The organism is Allobosea sp. LjRoot237, from assembly GCF_964253285.1.
Taxonomy (GTDB): domain Bacteria; phylum Pseudomonadota; class Alphaproteobacteria; order Rhizobiales; family Beijerinckiaceae; genus Allobosea.
On record NZ_CAXUQP020000001.1, the window covers coordinates 3,509,203 to 3,532,172 of the forward strand.

The 22,970-nt window shown below is 64.8% G+C and carries 17 protein-coding genes; 9 read left to right on the forward strand and 8 right to left on the reverse strand.

Going from position 1 to position 22,970, the window contains the following annotated elements; translation table 11 throughout:
* Window positions 1–10 precede the first annotated feature (10 nt).
* On the reverse strand, window positions 11–1,540 hold the full coding sequence (gene mmsA / locus ACSQ24_RS17080; protein ID WP_436095829.1) for a multiple monosaccharide ABC transporter ATP-binding protein: 1,530 nt from the start codon (window positions 1,538–1,540) through the stop codon (window positions 11–13).
* A 92-nt stretch (window positions 1,541–1,632) separates the two neighbouring features.
* Entirely contained in the window at window positions 1,633–2,694 is a 1,062-nt protein-coding gene (gene chvE, locus ACSQ24_RS17085; RefSeq protein ID WP_436095830.1) for a multiple monosaccharide ABC transporter substrate-binding protein, read from the reverse strand.
* A 288-nt stretch (window positions 2,695–2,982) separates the two neighbouring features.
* Here chvE and ACSQ24_RS17090 point away from each other — a divergent pair, with 288 nt between their 5' ends.
* On the forward strand, window positions 2,983–3,456 hold the full coding sequence (locus tag ACSQ24_RS17090; RefSeq protein ID WP_436097911.1) for a MarR family winged helix-turn-helix transcriptional regulator: 474 nt from the start codon (window positions 2,983–2,985) through the stop codon (window positions 3,454–3,456).
* A 156-nt stretch (window positions 3,457–3,612) separates the two neighbouring features.
* Here ACSQ24_RS17090 and frc read toward each other — a convergent pair whose 3' ends face one another.
* The 3 genes from frc to ACSQ24_RS17105 form a co-directional block, all read right to left on the reverse strand.
* Complete coding sequence (frc, locus tag ACSQ24_RS17095) at window positions 3,613–4,887, reverse strand: formyl-CoA transferase (RefSeq protein WP_436095831.1); 1,275 nt, start codon at window positions 4,885–4,887, stop codon at window positions 3,613–3,615.
* A 13-nt stretch (window positions 4,888–4,900) separates the two neighbouring features.
* The gene (gene oxc / locus ACSQ24_RS17100) at window positions 4,901–6,637 is read right to left on the reverse strand and encodes an oxalyl-CoA decarboxylase (protein WP_436095832.1); all 1,737 of its coding nucleotides are present in this window, start codon (window positions 6,635–6,637) and stop codon (window positions 4,901–4,903) included.
* Between the two features lie 61 nt (window positions 6,638–6,698).
* Window positions 6,699–7,385: a GntR family transcriptional regulator gene (locus tag ACSQ24_RS17105; RefSeq protein WP_436095833.1), complete on the reverse strand. Its 687-nt coding sequence runs from the start codon at window positions 7,383–7,385 to the stop codon at window positions 6,699–6,701.
* 268 nt (window positions 7,386–7,653) lie between these two features.
* Here ACSQ24_RS17105 and ACSQ24_RS17110 point away from each other — a divergent pair, with 268 nt between their 5' ends.
* The 3 genes from ACSQ24_RS17110 to ACSQ24_RS17120 all read left to right on the forward strand — a co-directional run bounded on the left by ACSQ24_RS17110 (window position 7,654) and on the right by ACSQ24_RS17120 (window position 10,888).
* On the forward strand, window positions 7,654–9,168 hold the full coding sequence (locus ACSQ24_RS17110; protein WP_436095834.1) for a tripartite tricarboxylate transporter permease: 1,515 nt from the start codon (window positions 7,654–7,656) through the stop codon (window positions 9,166–9,168).
* A 120-nt stretch (window positions 9,169–9,288) separates the two neighbouring features.
* On the forward strand, window positions 9,289–10,275 hold the full coding sequence (locus ACSQ24_RS17115) for a Bug family tripartite tricarboxylate transporter substrate binding protein (RefSeq protein WP_436095835.1): 987 nt from the start codon (window positions 9,289–9,291) through the stop codon (window positions 10,273–10,275).
* 100 nt (window positions 10,276–10,375) lie between these two features.
* On the forward strand, window positions 10,376–10,888 hold the full coding sequence (locus ACSQ24_RS17120) for a tripartite tricarboxylate transporter TctB family protein (RefSeq protein ID WP_436095836.1): 513 nt from the start codon (window positions 10,376–10,378) through the stop codon (window positions 10,886–10,888).
* A gap of 240 nt (window positions 10,889–11,128) precedes the next feature.
* On the opposite strand, the gene fdhF is transcribed toward ACSQ24_RS17120, so the two are convergent.
* Both fdhF and ACSQ24_RS17130 read right to left on the reverse strand, forming a co-directional pair.
* The gene (gene fdhF / locus ACSQ24_RS17125) at window positions 11,129–13,903 is read right to left on the reverse strand and encodes a formate dehydrogenase subunit alpha (protein ID WP_436095837.1); all 2,775 of its coding nucleotides are present in this window, start codon (window positions 13,901–13,903) and stop codon (window positions 11,129–11,131) included.
* Window positions 13,900–15,621 (reverse strand): NAD(P)H-dependent oxidoreductase subunit E, encoded by a 1,722-nt coding sequence (locus ACSQ24_RS17130; protein WP_436095838.1) that lies wholly within the window; start codon window positions 15,619–15,621, stop codon window positions 13,900–13,902. The genes fdhF and ACSQ24_RS17130 overlap by 4 nt, the downstream gene beginning before the upstream one ends.
* Before the next feature lie 323 nt (window positions 15,622–15,944).
* Here ACSQ24_RS17130 and ACSQ24_RS17135 point away from each other — a divergent pair, with 323 nt between their 5' ends.
* The 5 genes from ACSQ24_RS17135 to ACSQ24_RS17155 all read left to right on the forward strand — a co-directional run bounded on the left by ACSQ24_RS17135 (window position 15,945) and on the right by ACSQ24_RS17155 (window position 22,059).
* Complete coding sequence (locus ACSQ24_RS17135) at window positions 15,945–18,119, forward strand: acetate--CoA ligase family protein (RefSeq protein ID WP_436095839.1); 2,175 nt, start codon at window positions 15,945–15,947, stop codon at window positions 18,117–18,119.
* Window positions 18,120–18,441: 322 nt separating this feature from the next.
* Window positions 18,442–19,638 carry an ADP-forming succinate--CoA ligase subunit beta gene (gene sucC / locus ACSQ24_RS17140; protein WP_436095840.1) on the forward strand — a complete coding sequence of 399 codons (1,197 nt, stop codon included), beginning with the start codon at window positions 18,442–18,444 and terminating at the stop codon, window positions 19,636–19,638.
* 12 nt (window positions 19,639–19,650) lie between these two features.
* Window positions 19,651–20,580 (forward strand): succinate--CoA ligase subunit alpha, encoded by a 930-nt coding sequence (gene sucD / locus ACSQ24_RS17145; protein ID WP_436095841.1) that lies wholly within the window; start codon window positions 19,651–19,653, stop codon window positions 20,578–20,580.
* Window positions 20,581–20,712: 132 nt separating this feature from the next.
* Window positions 20,713–21,456 (forward strand): GntR family transcriptional regulator, encoded by a 744-nt coding sequence (locus tag ACSQ24_RS17150; RefSeq protein ID WP_436095842.1) that lies wholly within the window; start codon window positions 20,713–20,715, stop codon window positions 21,454–21,456.
* 42 nt (window positions 21,457–21,498) lie between these two features.
* On the forward strand, window positions 21,499–22,059 hold the full coding sequence (locus tag ACSQ24_RS17155) for a GNAT family N-acetyltransferase (protein ID WP_436095843.1): 561 nt from the start codon (window positions 21,499–21,501) through the stop codon (window positions 22,057–22,059).
* Window positions 22,060–22,124: 65 nt separating this feature from the next.
* Here ACSQ24_RS17155 and ACSQ24_RS17160 read toward each other — a convergent pair whose 3' ends face one another.
* Window positions 22,125–22,955 carry a fumarylacetoacetate hydrolase family protein gene (locus tag ACSQ24_RS17160; protein ID WP_436095844.1) on the reverse strand — a complete coding sequence of 277 codons (831 nt, stop codon included), beginning with the start codon at window positions 22,953–22,955 and terminating at the stop codon, window positions 22,125–22,127.
* Between the last annotated feature and the right edge of the window lie 15 nt (window positions 22,956–22,970).

Below are 22,970 nucleotides of genomic sequence, written 5' to 3' on the forward strand. Positions count from 1 at the left end.
CTCGTATCCATCAGCGTCTCCCCGATCTCATGATGGCTTGCATGATCTTTTCCTGGGACGCCTCCGTGGCGTCGAGTTCGGCGACGAACGCCCCTTCGTTCATCACATAGATGCGGTCGCACATGCCGAGCAGCTCCGGCATCTCGGAGGAGATCATCAGCACCGCCTTGCCGGCCTCGGCCAGCTGGTTGATGATCGTATAGATCTCGTATTTGGCGCCGACGTCGATGCCGCGTGTCGGCTCGTCAAGGATCAGCACCTGCGGATCGGCGAAGAGCCATTTGCTCAGCACGACCTTCTGCTGGTTGCCGCCGGACAGGTTGACGGCCTGCTGGTAGACGCTGGGACTGCGGATCCTGAGCTTGGCCCGATAGTCGTTGGCGACGGCAAGCTCGCGCATGTCGTCGATCACGCCGCGCTCGGCGACACCCGCCAGATTGGCGAGGGTGATGTTCTTGCGGATGTCCTCTTCGAGGACGAGGCCGAGGGATTTGCGATCCTCCGTCGCATAGGCAAGGCCGCTGGCGATGGCGCGCCCGACCGTGCCGACATCGATCTGCCTGCCGGCGAGCTTGGCCGTGCCGCTGATCTTCTGGCCATAGGAGCGGCCGAACAGGCTCATGGCGAATTCGGTGCGTCCCGCCCCCATCAGCCCGGCGATGCCGACGACCTCGCCGCGGCGGATGCTGAGGTTGACGTTCTTCACCACCTGCCGCTCGGCGTGGACCGGATGGTGCGCCGTCCAGTTCTCGACCTCGAACAGGACTTCGCCGGGACGGCTCTCCCGCCTGGGGTAGCGATCGGCCATCTCGCGCCCGACCATGCCCTTGATGATGCGGTCCTCGCTGACCGCCTGCGCGCGGCAGTCGAGCGTCTCGACCGTGGCGCCGTCGCGCAGCACGGTGATCGCGTCTGCGACCTTAGCGATCTCGTTGAGCTTGTGCGAGATCAGGATCGAGGAGATGCCCTGCCGCTTGAATTCGAGCAGCAGTTCGAGCAGGGCATCGCTGTCACGCTCGTTCAGGCTCGCGGTCGGCTCGTCGAGGATGAGCAGCCTGACCCGCTTAGACAGGGCCTTGGCGATCTCGACCAGCTGCTGCTTGCCGACGCCGAGCGTGGTGACAAGCGTCTCCGGCGCCTCCTTCAGCCCGACCTTGGCGAGCAACTCCTTGGCGCGGGCCGAAACCGCCGACCAGTCGATGACGCCATGGCTCGCCTGCTCGTTGCCGAGGAAGATGTTCTCGGCGATCGAGAGCAGCGGCACCAGAGCGAGCTCCTGGTGGATGATGATGATGCCAAGGCTCTCGCTGTCGGCGATGCCACGGAACTGACGCTCCTGCCCGTCGAAATGGATCGCGCCGGAATAGGAGCCGTGCGGATAGACGCCGCTCAACACCTTCATCAAGGTCGACTTGCCGGCACCGTTCTCGCCGACCAGGGCGTGGATCTCGCCTGCCCTGACGGTCAGGTTGACATTGTCGAGCGCGTGCACGCCGGGAAACGTCTTGGTGATCCCGCGCATGTCGAGAATTGCTTGCATCGATCCATCCCGCAGCGAAGGGGGCACGGGCGAACAGGCGCCCGCGGGGAGATGGCGAATGGATCCGGCGCGGCGAGCGCGCCGGATCGTGCTCACTTCACCTGGTTCTCGGTGTAGTAGCCGCTAGCGATCAGCGTCTCCCGCCAGTTCGAGGCATCGACGCTGACAGGCTTCAATAGATAGGACGGCACCGTCTTGACGCCGTTCTCATAGGTCTTGGTGTCGTTCACCTCGACCTCCTTGCCCGAGAGCGAGGCGTCGACCATGTTGGCCGCGATCTTGGCGAGCTCGCGCGTGTCCTTGAACACGGTCGAGGTCTGCTCCTTGTTGAGGATCGACTTGACCGACTGCACCTCGGCATCCTGCCCGGTGATCACCGGCATGGCCTGCTTGCCGCTGCCGTAGCCGACGCCCTTCAGCGAGGAGATGATGCCGATGCTCAGCCCGTCATACGGCGAGAGCACGGCGTCGACGCGCTTGTCGGCGTAATAGGCGCTGAGCAGGTTGTCCATGCGGGCCTGGGCGACCGCGCCGTCCCAGCGCAGCGTCGAGACCTTGTCCATGCCGAGCTGGCCGCTGCGCACCACGAGCTTGCCGCTCTTGATGTAGGGCTCCAGCACCGACATCGCGCCATTGTAGAAGAAATAGGCGTTGTTGTCGTCCGGCGAGCCGCCGAAGAGCTCGATGTTGAAGGGCCCCTTGCCTTCCTTGAGACCGAGCGCCTTCTCGATATAGCCGGCCTGCAGCACGCCGACCTGGAAATTGTCGAAGGTGGCGTAGTAGTCGACGTTCTTGGAATTGCGGATCAGGCGGTCATAGGCGATCACCTTGACACCCTTGCTCGCCGCTTGCTGCAGCGCGTCCGACAGGGTGGTGCCGTCGATCGCGGCGATGACCAGGACCTTGACGCCCTTGGTGATCATGTTCTCGATCTGGGCGAGCTGGTTCGGGATGTCGTCGTCCGCATATTGCAGATCGACGCCGTAGCCCTTCTCTTTGAGCGACTTCACCATGTTGTCCCCGTCGGCGATCCAGCGCGCCGAGGATTTGGTCGGCATCGAGACGCCGATCGTGCCCTTCTGCTGGGCCTGGGCCAGCGGTACAAAAGCGAAAGCGCCAAGCGCAAGCGCCATAATCCATCGGACTGCCTTCATGCGTCTTCTCCCAGATTGCTCTGTGGCTCGACTCTTTGGCCGATCAATCCAATTAGTCATATAATATGCCATCGGACGCGGCCATCTGGGCAGAGCCTGCAGCGCCTGTCAATCGTCAAGCCTTCTCCCGCGACGCAGCTCGGGCGGCCGTTTGCGCGACACGAAGCCAGCTGCATCGGCGACCCCGCGAGAGATGGATACTCTCTGGCTTTTGCGCTTTAACGCATGACAAGGGCGCTCATTAGCCCAAGAAAATCTTCGGAATTCGCCCGAGGAACAGCAGGACAGATGGAACAAGCCAAGCTCGAAAGCGCAGGGACAGCTTGGCGACACGCCAATATCGGCCGTCTTCTCAACAATGCAGTGCGCCGCTTCGAGGCGCGTGTCCTCGACCTCATGAGCAGTGGCGGTCATGCAGAAACGCGCATCGCGCATGTGAGCTTGACCCGCAATCTCGATGTCGGTGGGACGCGGCTTACCGAACTGGCCCGACGCGCCTCCATGAGCAAGCAGGCGATGGGCGAGTTGGTCGATCAATGCGCCGCGCTCGGACTGGTCACGCGTGCCGTCGATCCGAGCGACCGGCGTGCACGAATCGTGACCTTCACCCCGGCCGGATTGATCTGGCTCGCGGCCTTTCGTGACGCCGTCGACATCGCCGAGCGCGAGATGCGTTCGCAATTGGGCGAGCAGGACATGGACGCGATCGTGAGGGGCCTTGCGACCTATGCCGTCGCGTTCGACACGCTTGCTCCCGATTGAGCTTTGCCCCCGCCGCTCGAGGCCGCACCGATCATGCGCCGGCAAAGACGCCTCGCCATCGCGTCCCGAACAGGCGCTCTCGCCCTGACGCAAAAAAAAGGGTGGCGCCTCGTTGCCGAGGCGCCACCCTGAGAGGTCAATGGGAGCTTTGAAAAATTACTCCGCCGCCTCCCGCGTCAACGCGCCGGTGGCGCCCGATTCGATGATCGCCGCGATGCGGCCCTCATCGAGCTTCAGCACGTCGCGCAGCACTTCCTCGGTATGCTCGCCGAGCAGCGGCGAACGCTTGACCTCGGACGGGCTGTTGGAGAGCTTGATCGGGTTACCGACCGAGAGGTACTTGCCGCGCTTGGGGTGGTCGACCTCGACCACGGTGCCGGTGTCACGCAGCGACTTCTCCTCGGCGATCTCCTTCATCGACAGGATCGGCCCGCAGGGGATGTCGTATTCGTTGAGGATGTCCATGGCCTCGAACTTGGTCTTGGTCATGGTCCATTGCTCGATCCGCCCGAAGATCTCGTTCAGCCTGGGCAGGCGCGCCGGTGGCTTGGCGTAGTTCGGATCGGTCTTCCAGGTCGGCTCGCCGATGACATCGCAGATCTTCTCCCAGACCGGGGCCTGGGTGATGAAGTAGAGGTAGGCGTTCGGATCGGTCTCCCAGCCCTTGCATTTCAGGATGCGGCCGGGTTGGCCGCCGCCGGAATCGTTACCGGCGCGCGGCACGGCATCGCCGAAGGGCAAGCCCTCGCCGAACTGGCTGTATTCCTTCAAGGGGCCGTGGTCGAGGCGTTGCTGGTCGCGCAGCTTGACGCGGCAGAGATTGAGCACGCCATCCTGCATCGCACAATCGACCTTCTGGCCGAGGCCGGAATGGGTCCGATGATAGAGCGCCGTGACGATGCCGAGCGCGAGGTGCAGGCCGGTGCCGGAATCGCCGATCTGGGCGCCCGTGACCAATGGCAGGCCGTCGCGGAAGCCCGTCGTCGAGGCCGCGCCGCCGGCGCACTGCGCAACGTTCTCGTAGACCTTGCAATCCTCGTAAGGGCCCGGACCGAAGCCCTTGACCGAGGCGACGATCATACGCGGATTGACCTCGTGGACCTTCGCCCAGGTCAGGCCCATGCGATCAAGCACGCCCGGGGCGAAGTTCTCGACCATCACATCGCAGATCTTCACCATCTCCCAGAGCACTTCCATGCCCTTCGGGTTCTTGGTGTCGAGCGTGATCGAGCGCTTGTTGTGGTTCAGCATCGTGAAATAGAGGCTGTCGGCATCCGGCACGTCGCAGAGCTGGCCGCGCGTGATGTCGCCGGTGCCCGGACGCTCGACCTTGATCACGTCGGCGCCGAACCAGGCGAGGAGCTGCGTACAGGTCGGCCCCGACTGGACATGAGTGAAGTCGAGAATCTTGACGCCTTCTAGCGCTTTCATTTTGTCTCCTCCCTTACTTCTTCTTGAGTGCGCTTTGCGGATTCAGATTGCCGATGCGGCCGCTTTCGCTGCCGGCGGTCGGATCGATCACTGCGTTGATCAAAGTGGGTTTGCCGCTGTCCATCGCCGCGTTGACGGCGCGCTTCAGCTCGTCGGGCGACGTCGCGTTGACGCCGACGCCGCCGAACGCCTCCATCATGCGGTCGTAGCGCGCGTCCTTGACGAACACGGTCGTGGCGGGATCGGCGCCGGCGTCATTGACGTCGGTACCGCGATAGATGCCGTTGTTGTTGAAGATGACGATGCAGATCGGCAGGTTGTACCGGCAGATCGTCTCGACCTCCATTCCGGAGAAGCCAAAGGCCGAATCGCCTTCGACGGCGAGCACCGGCTTGCCGGTCTCGACGGCGGCGGCGATGGCGTAGCCCATGCCGATGCCCATCACGCCCCAGGTGCCGACGTCGAGGCGCTTGCGCGGCTGATGCATGTCGATGACGCCGCGCGCGAGATCGAGCGTGTTGGCGCCTTCATTGATCAGGATGGCATCCGGCCGCTCCTTGATGATCGTGCGCAGCACGCCGAGCGCGCCGTGATAGTCCATCGGCACGTTGTTGTTCATCAGGCGCGGCGCCATCTTGGCGACGTTCTCGTCGCGCTTCTTGGCGACCGATGCCGTCCAGTCCGTTGGCGGTGCTGGCCATGTGCCGCCCATGCCGGCGAGCAGCGCGGAGACGCAGGAGCCGATGTCGCCGACCACGGGCGCGACGATCTCGACGTTGGAGTCCATCTCCTTCGGCTCGATGTCGATCTGGATGAACTGCTTTGGTGCGTCGCCCCAGCTCTTGCCCTTGCCGTGCGAGAGCAGCCAGTTGAGGCGCGCGCCGATCAGCATGACGACGTCGGAATCCTTCAACACCGTCGAGCGCGCCGCGCCGGCGCATTGCGGATGTAGGTCGGGCAGCAGCCCCTTGGCCATGCTCATCGGCAGGAAGGGCACGCCGCTCTTTTCGACGAACTGGCGGATCGCGTCGTCGGCCTGAGCGTAGGCTGCGCCCTTGCCGAGAATGATCAGCGGGCGCTTGGCGCCCTTCAGCACGTCGAGCGCGCGCTGGATCGAGTCCGGCGCCGGAAGCTGCGCCGGCGCGGCATCGATCACCTTGACCAGCGACTTCGCCCCAGCCTCAGCGTCCATCACCTGGCCGAACAGCTTGGCCGGCAGATCGAGGTAGACGCCGCCCGGCCGGCCGGAGACCGCGGCGCGGATCGCGCGCGCCAGGCCGATGCCGATGTCCTGGGCGTGCAGGATGCGGAACGCAGCCTTGCAGAGCGGCTTGGCGACGGCGAGCTGGTCCATCTCCTCGTAGTCGCCCTGCTGCAGATCGACGATCTCGCGCTCCGACGAGCCCGAGATCAGGATCATCGGGAAGCAGTTCGTGGTCGCGTGCGCTAGCGCAGTCAGTCCGTTGAGGAAGCCGGGCGCCGAAACGGTGAGGCAGACACCGGGCTTCTTGGTGAGGAAGCCGGCGATCGAGGCGGCGTAGCCGGCGTTCTGCTCGTGGCGGAACGAGAGCACGCGGATGCCCGCCGCCTGCGCCATCCGGCCGAAGTCGGTGATCGGGATGCCCGGCACGCCGTAGATCGTGTCGAGGCCGTTGAGCTTCAACGCATCGATGATGAGGTTGAAGCCGTCGGTCAGCTCGCGCTCTGCTTCGGGCGCGACAGAAGAGATGCTTTGTACGACTGCGGACATCCCGCTTTCTCCCTAGTCGATTGATTTTTCTTGGATATATTCTTGTTTTCTTTGGTCCGGCTCAGTCGAGCTGGACGAACTGCTCGACATGCTGTCTCAGCTTGAGCGTATGCTCGCGGACGAGCCGCTCGGCGCGTTCGCCGTTGCGCGTTTCCAGCGCCTCGATGATCTCCTTGTGATCGACGATGGAGCGGCGGGCCCGGTCCCGCTCGAAGATCGTGCGCTGGCGGATGGCGCGCACGTGGGTGAACAGGCCGGTGGTGATCTCGGCGATGAGCTTGCAGCCAGAGAGCGCGATGATCGCCGCGTGGAAGCGGATATTGGCGTCGGAATACTCGCCCATATGCTCTTCGATCGCGTCGCTGTCGAAGGTGTCGACGAGGGTGTGCAGCCCGGCGATATCGGCATCGGAGGCGACTTCGGTGGCGAGCCGGGCGGCCATGCTTTCGAGCGCGGCCCAGACCGTGATCATCTCGAGAACCTCGGCCTTGGTCTTGCGCACGATGAAGATGCCGCGGCGCGGCGCAATCCGGACCAGGCCTTCCTGCTCGAGCTGGGCGAGCGCCTCGCGCAACGGCGTCCGGCTGACGCCGAACTGAAGCGAAAGCGCGCGCTCGTCGAGCCGCAGCTCGGCGCCCGCGTCATAGATCTTCATCGTTCCGATCGCGGCCTTCAGCGCCTCGTAAGTGCGACTCTTGAGGCTCTGCACCTCCTCGATGGGCTGAATTTCAAGCTGTGCCTTGACCATTGCGAAGTCGATTTCCGTGTTGCCTTAGCCAGACGCCACCGGCGCGCATCATGCGTTCCGCAAGCGGTGGTTTCTGGCATACCATATAATGAAAGAAATAGCCGCGCAACGGCCATAATCCAGCAATTATTATGCTGCAGCGCATCCAAATATGGCATATTGCATGCCACGCAGTTTCATCCTAGGCTAACTCAAACAAGGCCAGTCGGTTCTGCGTTGGTCATTTGCGCGGTCCCTGAACAAGGCCAGTCTATGGGGACGAAGCGCTATGGATGAACTGAACGCCCTGTTCGGCGGATTCGCCGTTGCCCTCAGCGCCTACCACATCATGCTCATGGTGATCGGCATCACGCTCGGTGTCGTCATCGGCGTCCTGCCGGGGCTTGGTGGCGCGAACGGTGTCGCTATTCTTCTGCCTCTGACCTTCAGCATGCCGCCGACCTCGGCGATCATCCTGTTGACCAGCATCTATTGGGGCGCGCTGTTCGGCGGCGCGATCACCTCGATCCTCTTCAACATTCCCGGCGAGCCCTGGTCAGTGGCGACGACCTTCGACGGGCATCCGATGGCGCAGAACGGCAAGGCCGACGAAGCGCTTGTCGGCGCCTTCACGGCCTCCTTCGTCGGCGCCATCTTCGCCGTATGCCTGATCACCTTCCTTGCGCCGGTGGTCGCGAAATTCGCCTTGAAATTCGGTCCCGCCGAGTTCTTCGCGGTGCAGTTCCTCACCTTCGCCAGCTTCATCGGCATGGGCCGGGGCTCGGCGTTCAAGACAGTCGCCTCGATGTGCCTCGGCTTCGCGCTGGCCTCCGTCGGCCTGGACGGTGTGACAGGCACGCTCCGGATGACATTCGGACAGGATGAGCTGCTGAACGGCTTCAAGTTCCTCGTCGCAGTCATCGGCCTCTTCGGCATCGGCGAAATCCTTTGCTCGATGGAAGACGGGCTCAAGTTCAACGGCGCCACCGCCAAGCTGCGCATGGATGCGGTCATCCGCACCTGGAAGCAGCTGCCCGGGATGTGGCTGACCTTCCTGCGCAGCTGCATCGTCGGCTGCTGGATGGGCATCACGCCGGGCGGCGCGACGCCGGCCTCCTTCATGGGCTATGGCATCGCCAAGCGCCTCTCGAAGCGCGGCGACAATTTCGGCAAGGGCGAGCTCGAAGGCGTGGTGGCGCCGGAGACCGCCGCCCACGCCGCCGGCACGGCCGCGCTGTTGCCGATGCTGACCCTCGGCATTCCCGGCTCGCCGACCGCGGCAGTGCTGCTCGGCGGTCTGCTGATCTGGGGCCTGCAGCCCGGACCGCTGCTCTTCGTCGAACAGCCGGACTTCGTCTGGGGCCTGATCGCCTCGATGTATCTCGGCAACGTCGTCGGCCTGATCATGGTGCTGACCTGCGTGCCCTTCTTCGCCGCGATCCTGCGCGTGCCCTTCTCGATCATCGCGCCGGCGATCGTCTTCGTCTGCGCGATCGGCGCCTTTACCGTGAACAACGCGATGTTCGACGTCTGGCTGATGCTGGCCTTCGGTGTCCTCGGCTACCTGTTCAACAAGCTGCGTTATCCGCTGCCGCCGCTCGTGCTGGCCCTGGTGCTCGGCGACCAGGCGGAAAGCTCCTTCCGTCAGGCCATGCTGGTCTCGCAGGGCAATGTCGGCGTGTTCTGGTCGAACTGGCTGTGCGGCGGCATCATGACACTCGGCCTGGTGATGGCGTTCTGGCCGGCGCTTCAGGCGCTGCGCGTCAAGCTCTCGGGCAATGGCGCCGTCGCCCGGGCGGCCTGACGCCGCCCGGTCTGTTTCCCGCAACATATTCGCCTTCATGACTTTACCAACGCGGCAACAAAGCCGCCTATAATGGGAGGAAGCGTGATGACCCGAAGGGAAGTGTCGAAGGCTAGGACAATGGCGGCAGCGCTGGCGGCAAGCGCCTGCCTGACATCACCCGCCTGGGCGCAGAGCTGGGAACCGACCAAGCCCGTGACGCTGGTCATCCCGGCGGGCACCGGCGGCGGCGCCGACCAGATGGCGCGCTTCATCCAGGGCGTCGTCCAGAAGCACAGCCTGATGAAGCAGCCGCTCATCGTGATCAACAAGGCCGGCGGTGCAGGCGCCGAAGGCTTCCTGGAGATGAAGGCCAGCGCCAGCGACCCGCATAAGATCACAATCACGCTGTCGAACCTGTTCACAACGCCGCTCGGCACCGGCTCGCCCTTCAACTGGAAGGACATGAAGCCGGTCGCGATGCTGGCGCTCGACCAGTTCGTCCTGTGGGTGAACAGCGAGAAGCCCTACAAGACCGCGAAGGACTATGTCGACGCGGTCAAGGCCGGCACGGACCGCCAGTTCAAGATGGGCGGCACCGGCTCGAAACAGGAAGACCAGATCGTCACGGCGGCGGTCGAGCAGCTGACCGACGGCAAGAAGTTCACTTACGTGCCCTATGCGGGCGGCGGACAGGTGGCGGTGCAGCTCGTCGGCAACCATGTCGACTCGACCGTGAACAACCCGATCGAGGCCGTCGGGCAATGGCGGGCCGGGCAGCTCAGGCCGCTCTGCATCTTCGATGCGCAGCGCTCGACCTACACCACCAAGGTCACCGACAAGGAAGCCTGGAGTGACATCCCGACCTGCAAGGAATCGGGCCTGCCGGTCGAATACCAGATGCTGCGCGGCATCTTCACCACCAAGAACGCCAAGCCCGAGCAGGTCGCCTTCTATGTCGACCTGCTCAAGAAGGTGATGGCGACGCCGGACTGGAAGGAGTTCATGGAGAAGGGCGCCTTCAACCAGACCGTGATGACCGGCGCCGACTACGAGAAGTGGCTGGTGAATGCCGAGACGCTGCATTCCGACCTGATGAAGAAGGCCGGCTTCCTCGCGACGCAGTGAGTCTGACAGCACCGGAGCGCGGCGCAAGCGATCGCGCTCCGATCAGCCAACCATCGCGGAGCTGGCGCGCCGGCAGCAGGCCCCAGCCAGGAGCAAGACAATGAGCAGCAACGAAGAAGCCGAAGGCCGTCCACTCGTCAGCTACCGCACGTTGGACATCGCGGTCGCGATCTTCTTCCTGATCGTCGCGGCGATCGTGATGACCGACAGCCTGCGCCTCGGCATCGCCTGGAAGCCTAACGAGGGGCCGCAACCCGGCCTGTTCCCGTTCTACATCGTCATGGCGATGGGCATTGCCTCCGTCGTCAATCTGGCTCAGGCGCTGCCGCGCACGCCGGAGGGCGAGAGGATTGCGACGACCCTTCCTGGCATCAAGCGCATGGCGGCGATCTTCGTTCCCGCCGTCCTCTTCGTGCTGGCGACGAACTACATCGGCATCTACGTCTCAGCCGCGATCTATATCGGGACCTTCATGGTATTCTTCGGCAAGTTTCCAGTGTGGAAGGCCCTGGCCGTCTCGCTCGGCATCGCGATCGTCAATTTCATGATGTTCGAGGTCTGGTTCCTGGTGCCGCTGCCCAAGGGGCCGCTGGAAGCCGCCCTCGGTTACTGATCCTCTACTGATCCTCGTAGCCGCATGAGGCGGGCCGGGCGCTGCAACGCCCGGCCCGCCTCATCTTTTTGTCTCAGGTGGGCGAGATGCTTCGGCCCGTCGGGCCGGCCAGTCAGCCCGGTGGTCCGTACCCGGATAGTGTTGATTTCAGACCAGAGCGCGCATCCGCCATGCCGGCGGTGGTACTCTGCGAACCGCCCTGCCCTATGACATCTCGCGTAATGCGCCGCTCGCCGGACGTCACTCCGCCGCGGTGATCAGCGCTTCCTCGGCTGGCCGTGCCCTGACGGCGCAGAACTTGAACTCCGGGATCTTGCCGAACGGGTCGAGCGCCGGATTGGTCAGGAGATTGGCCGCGGCCTCGGCATAGCAGAACGGCAGGAACACCATGTTCTGCGGCACGTCGCGGTCGGAGCGCACCTTGACGGCGATCGCGCCGCGGCGGGTCTCCAGCCTGACGAAGCCCCCGGGCGCGATGCCGAGGCGCCCCAGATCGCGCGGAGACATCAGCGCCACGGCTTCCGGCTCGAGATCGTCGAGGACGCCGGCGCGCCGCGTCATCGAGCCGGTATGCCAATGCTCCAGCACGCGCCCGGTCGACAGCACCATCGGGTACTCCTCGTCCGGCAGCTCGTCCGGCGGCACGATATTGGCCGGCACGATTTTGGCGCGGCCGCTCTCGGTCGGGAAGCCCTGCGCGAAGATGATCTCGTTGCCGGGCTGGTCCGGCCCGTCGACCGGATAGGTCACCGCCCCTTCCCGCTCCAGCCGCTCCCAGGTGATGTTGCGGAAAGACGGCATGACCTTCGCCATCTCGGCGAAGACATCGGCCGGGCCGCCATAGCGCCAGTCGCAACCCATCCGCCGGGCGACCTCCTGGATGATCCACCAGTCCTGTCTGGCATCGCCCGGCGGGCGCACGACCTGGCGCGCCATCTGGACGCGCCTGTCGGTATTGGTGAAGGTGCCGACCTTCTCGGCGAAGGCGGAGGCCGGCAGCACCACATCGGCATGGAACGCGGTCTCGGTCAGGAACAGGTCCTGCACGACGAGATGCTCGAGCTTGGCCAGCGCACCGCGGGCATGGTTGAGGTCGGGGTCCGACATCGCCGGGTTCTCGCCCTCGATATACATGCCGATGATCTCGCCGGCATGGATCGCGTTCATGATCTCGACGACGGTGAGGCCCTTCTGCGGATCGAGCGACTGGCCCCAGAGATCCTCGAAGATCTTGCGGACTTCCGCCTTCTCGACCGACTGGTAATCCGGATAGACCATCGGGATCAGGCCGGCATCGGAGGCGCCCTGAACGTTGTTCTGGCCGCGCAACGGGTGGAGGCCAGTGCCGGACCGGCCGATCTGGCCGGTGACCATCGCAAGCGCGATCAGGCAGCGGGCATTGTCGGTGCCGTGGATATGCTGGCTGATGCCCATGCCCCAGAAGATGATCGAGGCGCGTGAGCGGGCATAGGCGCGCGCAACCTCCTTCAACTCCTCGGCCGGGACGCCGCAGACCGCCGCCATCTTTTCCGGCGGGAAGGCCTGGATGCTCTCCTTCAGCCGCTCGTAGCCCTCAGTGTAGCCGGCGATGTACTGCTCGTCGGTCAGCCCCTCGGTGATGATGGTGTGCAGCAGCGCGTTCAGCATGGCGACGTCGCTGCCGGGCTTGAAGGCGAGGTGCTTCCAGGCGTGGCGCGACAGGGACTGCCGCCGCGGGTCCATGATGACGAGCTGGGCGCCCTTCTTGGCGGCGTTCTTGAGGAAGGTCGCCGCGACCGGATGGTTCACGGTCGGGTTGGCGCCGATGACGATGATCACTTCGGCGTCGAGCGCGGCCGAGAACGGCGCGGTGACGGCGCCGGAATTGACGCCCTCCATCAGCGCCGCCACCGAAGAGGCGTGGCAGAGCCTGGTGCAATGGTCGACATTGTTCGAACCGAAGCCGGTGCGCACCAGCTTCTGGAAGAGATAGGCCTCCTCGTTCGAGCCCTTGGCCGAGCCGAAGCCGGCGAGCGCCTTGCACCCCTTCTCGTCGCGGACCCGGTTGAGCCCGTTTGCCGCGAGATCGAGCGCCTCCTCCCAGGAGGCTTCGCGGAAATGCGTCCAGGGATTGGCCGGGTCGACCTGGTCGCGGGCATCCTTCGGCATGTTCGGCAGCCGCACCAGCGGCTTGGTCAGCCGGTGCGGGTGATGGATGTAGTCGAAGCCGAAGCGGCCCTTGACGCAGAGCCGGTTGCGGTTGGCCGGCCCGTCGCGCCCTTCCGCATAGACGATCGCCTCGTCCTTGACGTTGTAGGTGACCTGACAGCCGACACCGCAATAGGGACAGAGCGAATCGACCTTCCGATCGGCCCAGACGGTGCGGGTCTGGTTCTCGTCGAGATAGGCCGAGGGCATCAGCGCCCCGGTCGGGCAGGCCTGCACGCACTCACCGCAGGCAACGCAGGTCGACTGGCCCATCGGGTCGTCGAAGTCGAAGACGATCTTGGTGCCGGCGCTGCGATAGGCCATGCCGATCACGTCGTTGACCTGGACCTCGCGGCAGGCGCGCACGCACAGGCCGCACTGGATGCAGGCGTCGAGATTGACGCTCATCGCGGTATGGCTGACATCCGAGCTCCAGCGCTCGACCGCCGGGAAACGGCTTTCGGTGACGCCGGTCCTGTCCGCCCAGTTCCAGAATTTCGAGGTCGGATCGTGGGAAGTCTCGCGCGCCGGCTGGTCGGCCACGAGCAGCTCCATCACCATCTTGCGGGCCTTCTCGGCCCGCTCGGTCCCGGTATGGACCTTCATGCCGACGGTCGGCTTGCGCATGCAGGAGGCGGCGAGCACGCGCTCGCCCTCGATCTCGACCATGCAAACGCGGCAATTGCCATCGGCCCGGTAGTCGGGTTCCGGCGAGTAGCACAGATGCGGAATCGCGGTGCCGAGACGCTGCGCCACCTGCCAGATCGTCTCGCCATAGGCGGCTTCGACGCGCTCGCCATTCAGTTCGAAGCTGATGCCCTGGGTCATTCCGCAGCATCCCTGGTCATGAATTCCTCCGGGAAGTAACGCATCACGCAGGTCAATGGGTTCGACGCCGCCTGGCCGAGGCCACAGATCGAGGCGTCGCGCATCGCCTGCGAGAGCTCGCCAAGCAGTTCCTGGTTCCAGATCGGCCGCTGCATCAGCATCACGGCCTTCTGCGTGCCGACCCGGCAGGGCGTGCACTGGCCGCAGCTCTCATCCTCGAAGAAGCGCATCAGGTTCAGCGCCGCACCGCGGATGTCGTCACGGTCGGAGAGCACCACGACGGCGGCCGAGCCGATGAAGCAGCCATGCTTCTCCAGCGTGCCGAAATCGAGCGGGATGTCGTCCATCGCAGCCGGCAGGATGCCGCCCGAGGCGCCGCCCGGCAGATAGGCGTGGAAGCGGTGACCGTCCTGCATGCCGCCGCAGAACTCCTCAATCAGCTCGCGGATCGTCACACCGGCCGGCGCCAGCTTGACACCGGGCTCCTTGACCCGGCCGGAGACCGAATAGCTGCGCAGGCCGGTGCGGCCATTCCGGCCATGCGAGTTCCACCAGTCGTTACCCTTCTCGACGATGTCGCGGACCCAGTAGAGCGTCTCGACATTGTTGATGAGGGTCGGCTGGCCGAAGAGGCCGACCTGGAACGGATAGGGCGGCTTGTGGCGCGGCAGGCCGCGCTTGCCCTCGAGGCTTTCGAGCAGCGAGGACTCCTCGCCGCAGATATAGGCCCCTGCCCCGCGGCGTAGATGAATCGCCGGCCCGCCAGCCGGCAGCCTGGCGATCTCGCGTTCCAGGATCGCGCGCGCCACCGGGTATTCGTCGCGGATATAGATGTAGACCTCGTCCGCCTCCACCACATGGGCGCCGATCAGCGTGCCTTCGAGGAAGCGGTGCGGATCGGTGTTGAGATAGTGCCGGTCCTTGAACGTGCCGGGCTCGCCCTCGTCGCCGTTGACCGCCATCAGGCGCGGACCCGGCTCGCCGAGCACGGCGCGCCATTTGCGGCCCGTCGGGAACCCCGCACCGCCGAGCCCACGCAGCCCGGAATCGTCGAGGATCGACAGGATCGAACCGACGCTGCGCTCGCCGGAGCGCAGGCTGTCGAGCAGCGCATAGCCACCACCGGCGCGATAGGCGTCGTAGTCGACGTAATCGGTCATATGCGGGTGTGTGTCGCCCGCCTCGACCGCGGCGAGGACGCTTTGCGTGGTCGCGGCATGGATGAAATGATGGCCGACTTCCGCCACGGGCGCCTGGTCGCACAGGCCGACGCAAGGCGCCCGGACGACCCGGACCGACGGCCCGGCAGCATTGGTCAGGCTTTCGAGCAGCGCTTCCGAGCCATGCATCGCGCAGGTGAGGCTGTCGCAGACGCGCACGGTCAGCGGCGGGAGCGCGGGCTCGCCTTCCTTCACGATATCGAAATGAGCGTAGAAGGTCGCGGTCTCGAAAACTTCCGCGAAGGATAGCCGCATCTCTTCGGCCAGCGCCGCCAGATGGGCTGCCGAGATCTGGTGGTAGCGATCCTGGATCAGATGAAGATGCTCGATCAGGAGGTCGCGCCGGCGCGGGCGCTCGCCGAGCAGCTCTGCGATTTCCTGCAGCGCACGCGGTTCGACCTGCCGCCCCTTTGGTGTCGATCTGGCGCGCTTCCGGCCAAGGCCCGGATGCTCGAAGGCGTGGACATTGTGGTTGCGCTGGTCGTGCTGCCCACTCATCGGCCGAAATGTCCTCCCTCACCGGAACCGGATCCCGTCTGCCCCGTGCCGTTATTCGGCACTTGCGGCGAAACGCGACGTTATCCGAAAGATTCCAAGGTGCCAACCTCTGGCATGCATAATGCCAGATTGTAACAGCCGCCTTTCAGTGAGCCGCATGTGCGTCCTCAGCTCCGCGGATTCGCGCCGTCATTCCCCTCTTGACAGAGACGTGGATTGGCATGCCAAATACCAACAAGAACCCGATCGGGCCGACGCGCCGAAGCACGCGGACAGTCCGACGATGGCTCAGCAAAAGAAAATTCCATGGGAGGAAGTGCATCATGACCCAGGCAGCCCTCAAGACTAAGCCGCGCGAAACAGCCGTCGATCAGGCGACGGTCCGCAAGGTCCTGGATGGCGTCAAGGCCGATGGCCGCACCAGCCTGACGGCCCCGGAGGCCAAGCTGGTCTGCGACGCCTACGACATTCCGCTGCCCAAGGAAGGCCTCGCCAAATCGGCCGACGAGGCCGCCAGGCTCGCCGGCGGCATGGGCTATCCCGTCGTCATGAAGATCGTGTCCGCCGACATCCTGCACAAGACCGATGCCGGGGGCGTGATCGTCGGCGTCAAGAGCGACGCCGAGGCCCGCGCCGCTCATGACACGATCCTGGCCAACGCCCGCAAATACAAGGCCGATGCCAAGATCGAGGGCATCCAGGTCCAGCAGATGCTGCCTACGGGCGCGACCGAGACGCTGGTCGGCGCGATCACCGATCCCTCCTTCGGCAAGCTCGTGGCATTCGGTCTCGGCGGCATCCTCGTCGAGGTGCTGAAGGACCTGACCTTCCGCCTCGCGCCGGTCAACGAGACGCAGGCACTCGAGATGATCGGCTCGATCAAGGCCCAGGAGATGCTCGACGGCGTGCGCGGCAGCGAAGCCGTCGACCGCAGCGCGCTCGCCTCGATCCTCGTCCAGGTCTCGGCGCTGCTCGACGATTTCCCGGAGATCGAGGAGCTCGACCTCAACCCCGTCTTCGCGACGAAATCCGGCGCGACCGCGGTCGATGCCCGCATCGTCTGCAATTTCGAGGCGCGCAATGAGCGCTTCCGCCCGGATCAGGACAGCATCGTCAAGGCGATGAACCGCATCTTCCATCCCAAGGCCGTGGCGGTGATCGGCGCCTCGAACGAGGCCGGCAAGATCGGCAATTCGGTGATGAGGAACCTGATCAATGGCGGCTACAAGGGCACGATCGTGCCCGTGCATCCGAAGGCCGACACGATCGAGGGCATCAAGGCCTACAAGTCGATCCTCGACTATGACGGCGAGGTCGATGTCGCGGTCTTCGCCGTGCCGGCCAAGCTCTGCAACGGCGCCATGGACGAGGTCGGCCGCAAGGGCGTGCCCGGCACGGTGATGATCCCCTCGGGCTTTGCCGAGTCGGGCGAGCCCGAACTGCAGGAAGAGCTGCTGGCGACCGCCCGCAAGTACAATGTCCGGATCATGGGGCCGAACATCTACGGCTTCTACTATACGCCGGAGAACCTCTGCGCGACCTTCTGCACGGCCTTCGACGTCAAGGGCAAGGCGGCTCTGTCCTCGCAGTCCGGCGGCGTCGGCATGTCGATCATCGGCTTTGCCCGCTCGACCAAGATGGGCGTCTCGGCGATCGTCGGCCTCGGCAACAAGTCGGACCTCGACGAGGACGATCTGCTGACCTTCTTCGAGCAGGATCCGAACACCTCGGTGATCGCGATGCACTGCGAGGACCTGAAGGACGGCCGCGCCTTCTCCGAGGTCGCCGAACGTGTCTCGAAGAAGAAGCCGGTGATCGTGCTGAAGGCCGGGCGCACGGCCTACGGCGCCAAGGCGGCCGCCTCGCATACCGGCGCGCTCGCCGGCAACGACAAGATCTATGACGACATCCTCAAGGCCTCGGGCGTCATCCGCGCGCCGTCGCTGCGCGGCATGCTGGAATACGCCCGCGGCGTGCAGGTCCTGCCGGCGCCGAAGGGCGAGAATGTCCTGATCATCACCGGTGCCGGCGGCTCCGGCGTGTTGCTCTCGGACGCCTGCTTCGACAACGGCCTGACGCTGATGAAGATGCCGGATGATCTCGACGCGGCCTTCCGCAAGTTCATCCCGCCCTTCGGCGCAGCCGGCAATCCGGTCGACATCACCGGCGGCGAGCCGCCGCTGACCTACCAGAACACGGTCCGCCTCGGCCTCAACGACGAGCGGATCCACGCGCTCATCCTCGGCTACTGGCACACGATCGTGACCCCGCCGCTGGTCTTCGCCGACAAGATGATCGAGGTCGTCACCGAGGCCCGCGCCAAGGGCATCGACAAGCCGATCGTCGCGTCGCTGGTCGGCGACGTCGAGGTCGAGAAGGCCTGCGAGAAGCTCTACGACCACGGCATCGTGGCCTATCCGTACACCACGGAGACGCCCGTCGAGGTGCTCGGCGCCAAGTACAAATGGGCGCGCGCCGCAGGTCTGATCAAGGGCTGATAGCGCCTCCGAGTGGACGCTGCGGCGCGGCTGCAACATAGGCGCGGGAAGCCCCTCCCCCTTGTGGGGAGGGGTTGGGGTGGGGGTCGAACGACCGGGTGAGCGATCGCCAAGCGGCACCACCCCCATCCCCAACCCTTCCCCACAAGGGGGAAGGGAGGAGCCTTGCTCTCCAGCCGATGCGGTTGACCCAGCTTCCCCGCGAATGCTCGGGCAGGACACCCGACCTTAGCATCCTGCTCAGCATTCAAGGCATCTGTTCCGAATGGCCGGCGCCGCGGAAAGGCCCGGTCGCTCTCCCCGAAATCCGAGAGAGATCGCGATGAACATCCATGAATATCAGGCGAAGGGGCTGCTCAGGGAATTCGGGATACCCGTCCCGGACGGGGTCCCCGTATTGACGGCAGAGGATGCCGAAGCCGCGGCGAAGCAGCTGCGCGGCCCGGTCTGGGTGGTCAAATCGCAGATCCATGCCGGCGGCCGCGGCAAGGGCACCTTCAAGGAGCCCGAGGCCGGCGAGAAGGGCGGCGTGCGCCTGGCAAAATCGGTGGATGAGGCGAAGGCTTTCGTCCAGCAGATGCTCGGCCGCACCCTGGTCACCGTCCAGACCGGCCCGGCCGGCAAGCAGGTCAACCGCCTCTATATCGAGGACGGCTCGCTGATCGACCGTGAATTCTACCTGTCCATGCTCGTCGACCGCGAGACGTCGCGGATATCCTTCGTCGTCTCGACAGAAGGCGGCATGGATATCGAGGCTGTCGCCCATGATACACCCGAGAAGATCAAGACCTTCTCGGTCGATCCGGCGACCGGGATCATGCCGCTGCATGGCCGCACCGTCGCCGAAGCGCTGCATCTCGCCGGGGATCTCGCCAAGCAGGCCGAGGATCTGACGGCGAAGCTCTATGCCGCCTTCATCGCCAAGGACATGGCGATGCTCGAGATCAACCCGCTGATCGTCACCAAGGACGGCAGGTTGCGCTGTCTCGACGCCAAGATCTCCTTCGACGACAACGCGCTCTACCGACATCCGGACGTCTACAGGCTGCGCGACGAGAGCGAGGAGGACAGCAAGGAGATCGAGGCCTCGAAGCACGATCTCGCCTATATCGCGCTCGACGGCACGATCGGCTGCATGGTCAACGGCGCCGGCCTCGCCATGGCGACGCTCGACATCATCCAGCTCTACGGCGAAAGCCCGGCCAACTTCCTCGATGTCGGCGGCGGCGCCTCCGAGGAGAAGGTCACCGCAGCCTTCAAGATCATCACCGCCGACCCGCAGGTGAAGGGCATCCTGGTCAACATCTTCGGCGGCATCATGAAATGCGACGTCATCGCCCGCGGCGTGATCGCGGCGGTGAAGACCGTCGGGCTCGAAGTGCCGCTCGTCGTCCGGCTCGAAGGCACCAATGTCGAGGAGGGCAAGGCGATCATCCGCTCCTCCGGCCTCAACGTCATTCCGGCTGACGATCTCGACGACGCCGCCCAGAAGATCGTTGCCGCCGTGCGCAAGAACTGAGGGGGAGCGAGCATGTCCATCCTGATCGACAAGACCACCAAGGTCATCTGCCAGGGCTTCACCGGCAAGAACGGCACCTTTCATTCCGAGCAGGCGATCGCCTACGGCACCCGCATGGTCGGCGGCGTCGCCCCCGGCAAGGGCGGCCAGAGCCATCTCGGCCTGCCCGTCTTCAACACGGTCGCCGAGGCGAAGGACAAGACCGGCGCCACGGCGTCCGTCGTCTACGTTCCGCCGGCTGGCGCCGCCGACGCGATCTGCGAGGCGATCGACGCCGAGGTCCCGCTGATCATCTGCATCACCGAGGGCATCCCGGTGCTCGACATGGTCAGGGTCAAGCGTGCGCTCTCCGGCTCGAAGTCACGGCTGATCGGGCCGAACTGCCCGGGCGTGGTGACTGCCGGCCAATCCAAGATCGGCATCATGCCGGCCAACATCTTCAAACGGGGCTCGGTCGGCATCGTCTCGCGTTCCGGAACGCTGACCTATGAGGCGGTGTTCCAGACCAGTTGCGAGGGGCTGGGCCAAACGACGGCCGTCGGCATCGGTGGCGACCCGGTCAAGGGCACCGAGTTCGTCGACATGCTGGAGCTGTTCCTCGCCGACCCCGCAACCGAGTCGATCGTGATGATCGGCGAGATCGGCGGCTCGGCCGAGGAAGACGCGGCGCAGTTCATCCGGGACGAAGCTAAACGCGGCCGCTGCAAGCCGATGGTCGGCTTCATCGCCGGCCGCACCGCACCTCCGGGCCGGCGCATGGGCCATGCCGGCGCGATCATCTCGGGCGGCAAGGGCGGCGCCGAGGATAAGATCGCGGCGATGGAAGCAGCCGGCATCCGGGTCTCGCCGTCCCCGGCTCGCCTCGGAAAGACGCTGATGGAACTGCTCAACGGCGAAGTCGGCATCCAGAAGCGCTGCGCCGAGATCGAGTGGTCCTTCTGACTCTCGCGACGATCGGCGAAGCCGCCTTGCTCACCTGACGGCCTCGCGACAACCTGGTCACGGGGCCGCTTTTCCGGCGACCTCATGGGCCATGTGCCACCTCCTGCATGGACGTAACGTGAGCCGGGCGCTATGCGCTGCAAGGATGCAGGAGCAGCGACCTTGAAAACAACCACGCCCGCCGGTGCGACGCAGAAGCTCGTCCTCGAACGCTTTACGCCCGAGGAGACCTTCAAGACCAAGGTCTATGCCTCGCTGAAGCAGGCGATCATCACCATGGACATCTATGGCTCGCCGGAGCCGACCTGGATCGACGAGCGCCAGCTTTCCGAGCAGCTCGGCGTCAGCCGCACGCCCGTGCGCGAAGCCGTCGCGATGCTCGAGCAGGAGGGGCTGGTGAAGTCGCTGCCGCGCCGCGGCATCATGGTGCTGAAGAAGACCAAGAACGAGATCGTCGAGATGATCCAGGCCTGGGCGGCGCTGGAAAGCATGGCCGCACGCCTCGTCGTCCAGCGCGCCACCGATGCCGAGATCGGCAAACTGCGCACGCTGTTCAAGGATTTCGACGAGGCCCACAAGCCGTCCGATCATGTCGGCGAATACTCGTCGGCCAATCTCGTCTTCCATCAGACGCTGATCGGGCTGAGCAAATCGCAGCTTCTCGTCGAAATGACCGACAACCTGCTGCTGCATGTGCGCGGCATCCGCCAGATGACGATCGGGCGCCATGATCGCGCCAGCCGCTCCATCGTCGACCACTTGCAGATCATCGAGGCCCTGGAGCGGCGCGATATCACGCTGGCCGAGCAATTGTCGCGCGACCACACGCTCGGTCTCGCGGCCTATGTCGACCGGCACGCCGACATCTTCGACTAAATCGTCGACCTATGAGCGCGGAACAAGGGAGCCCGCAGGATCGTGGACGTCAGAATCGAAACTTCGCGCCTTGTTCTTCGACCTTGGCGTGAGGAAGACATCGAACAACTCACGCTGGGCTTGAACGATCTCAAGCTCGCAAAATGGCTCGCTTTCGTCCCCCACCCCTATTCGACGTCGCACGCCAAAGATTGGGTCAGGAGATGTCAGGAGATTTCCGACACGAGCACCAAGCCTGCTGCTTACGAATTTGCGGTTGAACTCGGAGCTGAAGGACGAGTCATCGGAGGAGTCAGTCTCAACAAGATCGACTGGAACGCCGGGACAGGCGGTGGAGGAATTTGGATAGCCGACCGCTATAAGGGGCACGGCTATGGGCGCGAGGCGTTTGAAGCGAAGATCCGGTTCGCTTTTCGCGAGATCAGGTTGACGAAGTTGGTCAACGGTTACTTCGACGGCAATGAAAATTCCTGGGCGATGCAGCGCAAACTGGGGTTTCGGCGCATCGGAGAGGTTCCTGGTCTTTGCATGGCTGACGGACGGCAAACGATCGAACATGTCACGACGTTGCTGCGCAGTGATTGGGAAGGTCGCGAGGACTAAACGTCCGATCGCGTGTGCATCTCAGCCGTTTCCCGGTTCATGGATTCGCAGCCTGGATTCCCTGATCAGCCGCCCTGCACGAAGGTGTTCGCCAACGTGCCGATGCCCTCGATCGTCACCTCGATCTTACTGACCGGTTCCTTGATCGTGCCGACGCCCAGCGAGGTGCCGCAGCAGATCAGGTCCCCCGGCAGCAGCGTCATGTCGTGGGAGAGGCGGCTGACCAGCTCATGCGGCTGGAAGATCATGTCCGCGATCGGATAGTTCTGGCGCTCTTGGCCGTTCAGCAGCGTCCGAACCGTCAGGCCGCGCGGGTCGAGCCCGGTGGCCACCACCGGCCCGAACGGCCCGAAGCCATCGAAGCTCTTGGCGCGCACCCATTGCGCGAAGGTCGGGTCGGCCGCGATCAGGTCGAGCGCCGTGATGTCGTTGACGCAGGTATAGCCGAAGATGAACTCGCCGGCGGCCTCAGGACTCACGCGGCTGCAATTGCGGCCGACGACGATGCCGAGCTCGCCCTCATAGACCACCTTGCCGCCATAGGATGGCGGGCGAACCACCGTGAAGCCGGGCGGCGCGGCACTGGACGGCGCCTTCATCAGATAGAGCGGCTCCGCCGGCACCGGCATCGCCAGCTTGCCGGCGAGCGCGTGGAAATTGTTCCAGAGCGCGATGATCTTGGACGGCGTGCTCGGCGCCAGCAGCGTGACCTCGGCGAGCGGCACCCTCTCGCCCGTCGGTCGCGCGCCGGCGAACATGTCACCGCTGTGGATCGCGATCGTCTCCCCAATCAGCGTGCCGAAGCGTTCGCGGCCCGCAAGCGCAAAGCGCACCCAACCCGCACTCGCCCGGCTAGTCTCCATCCGCACCATCGGCTCGATTGTCGCGTTCAACATGGCACCATCTCCTCC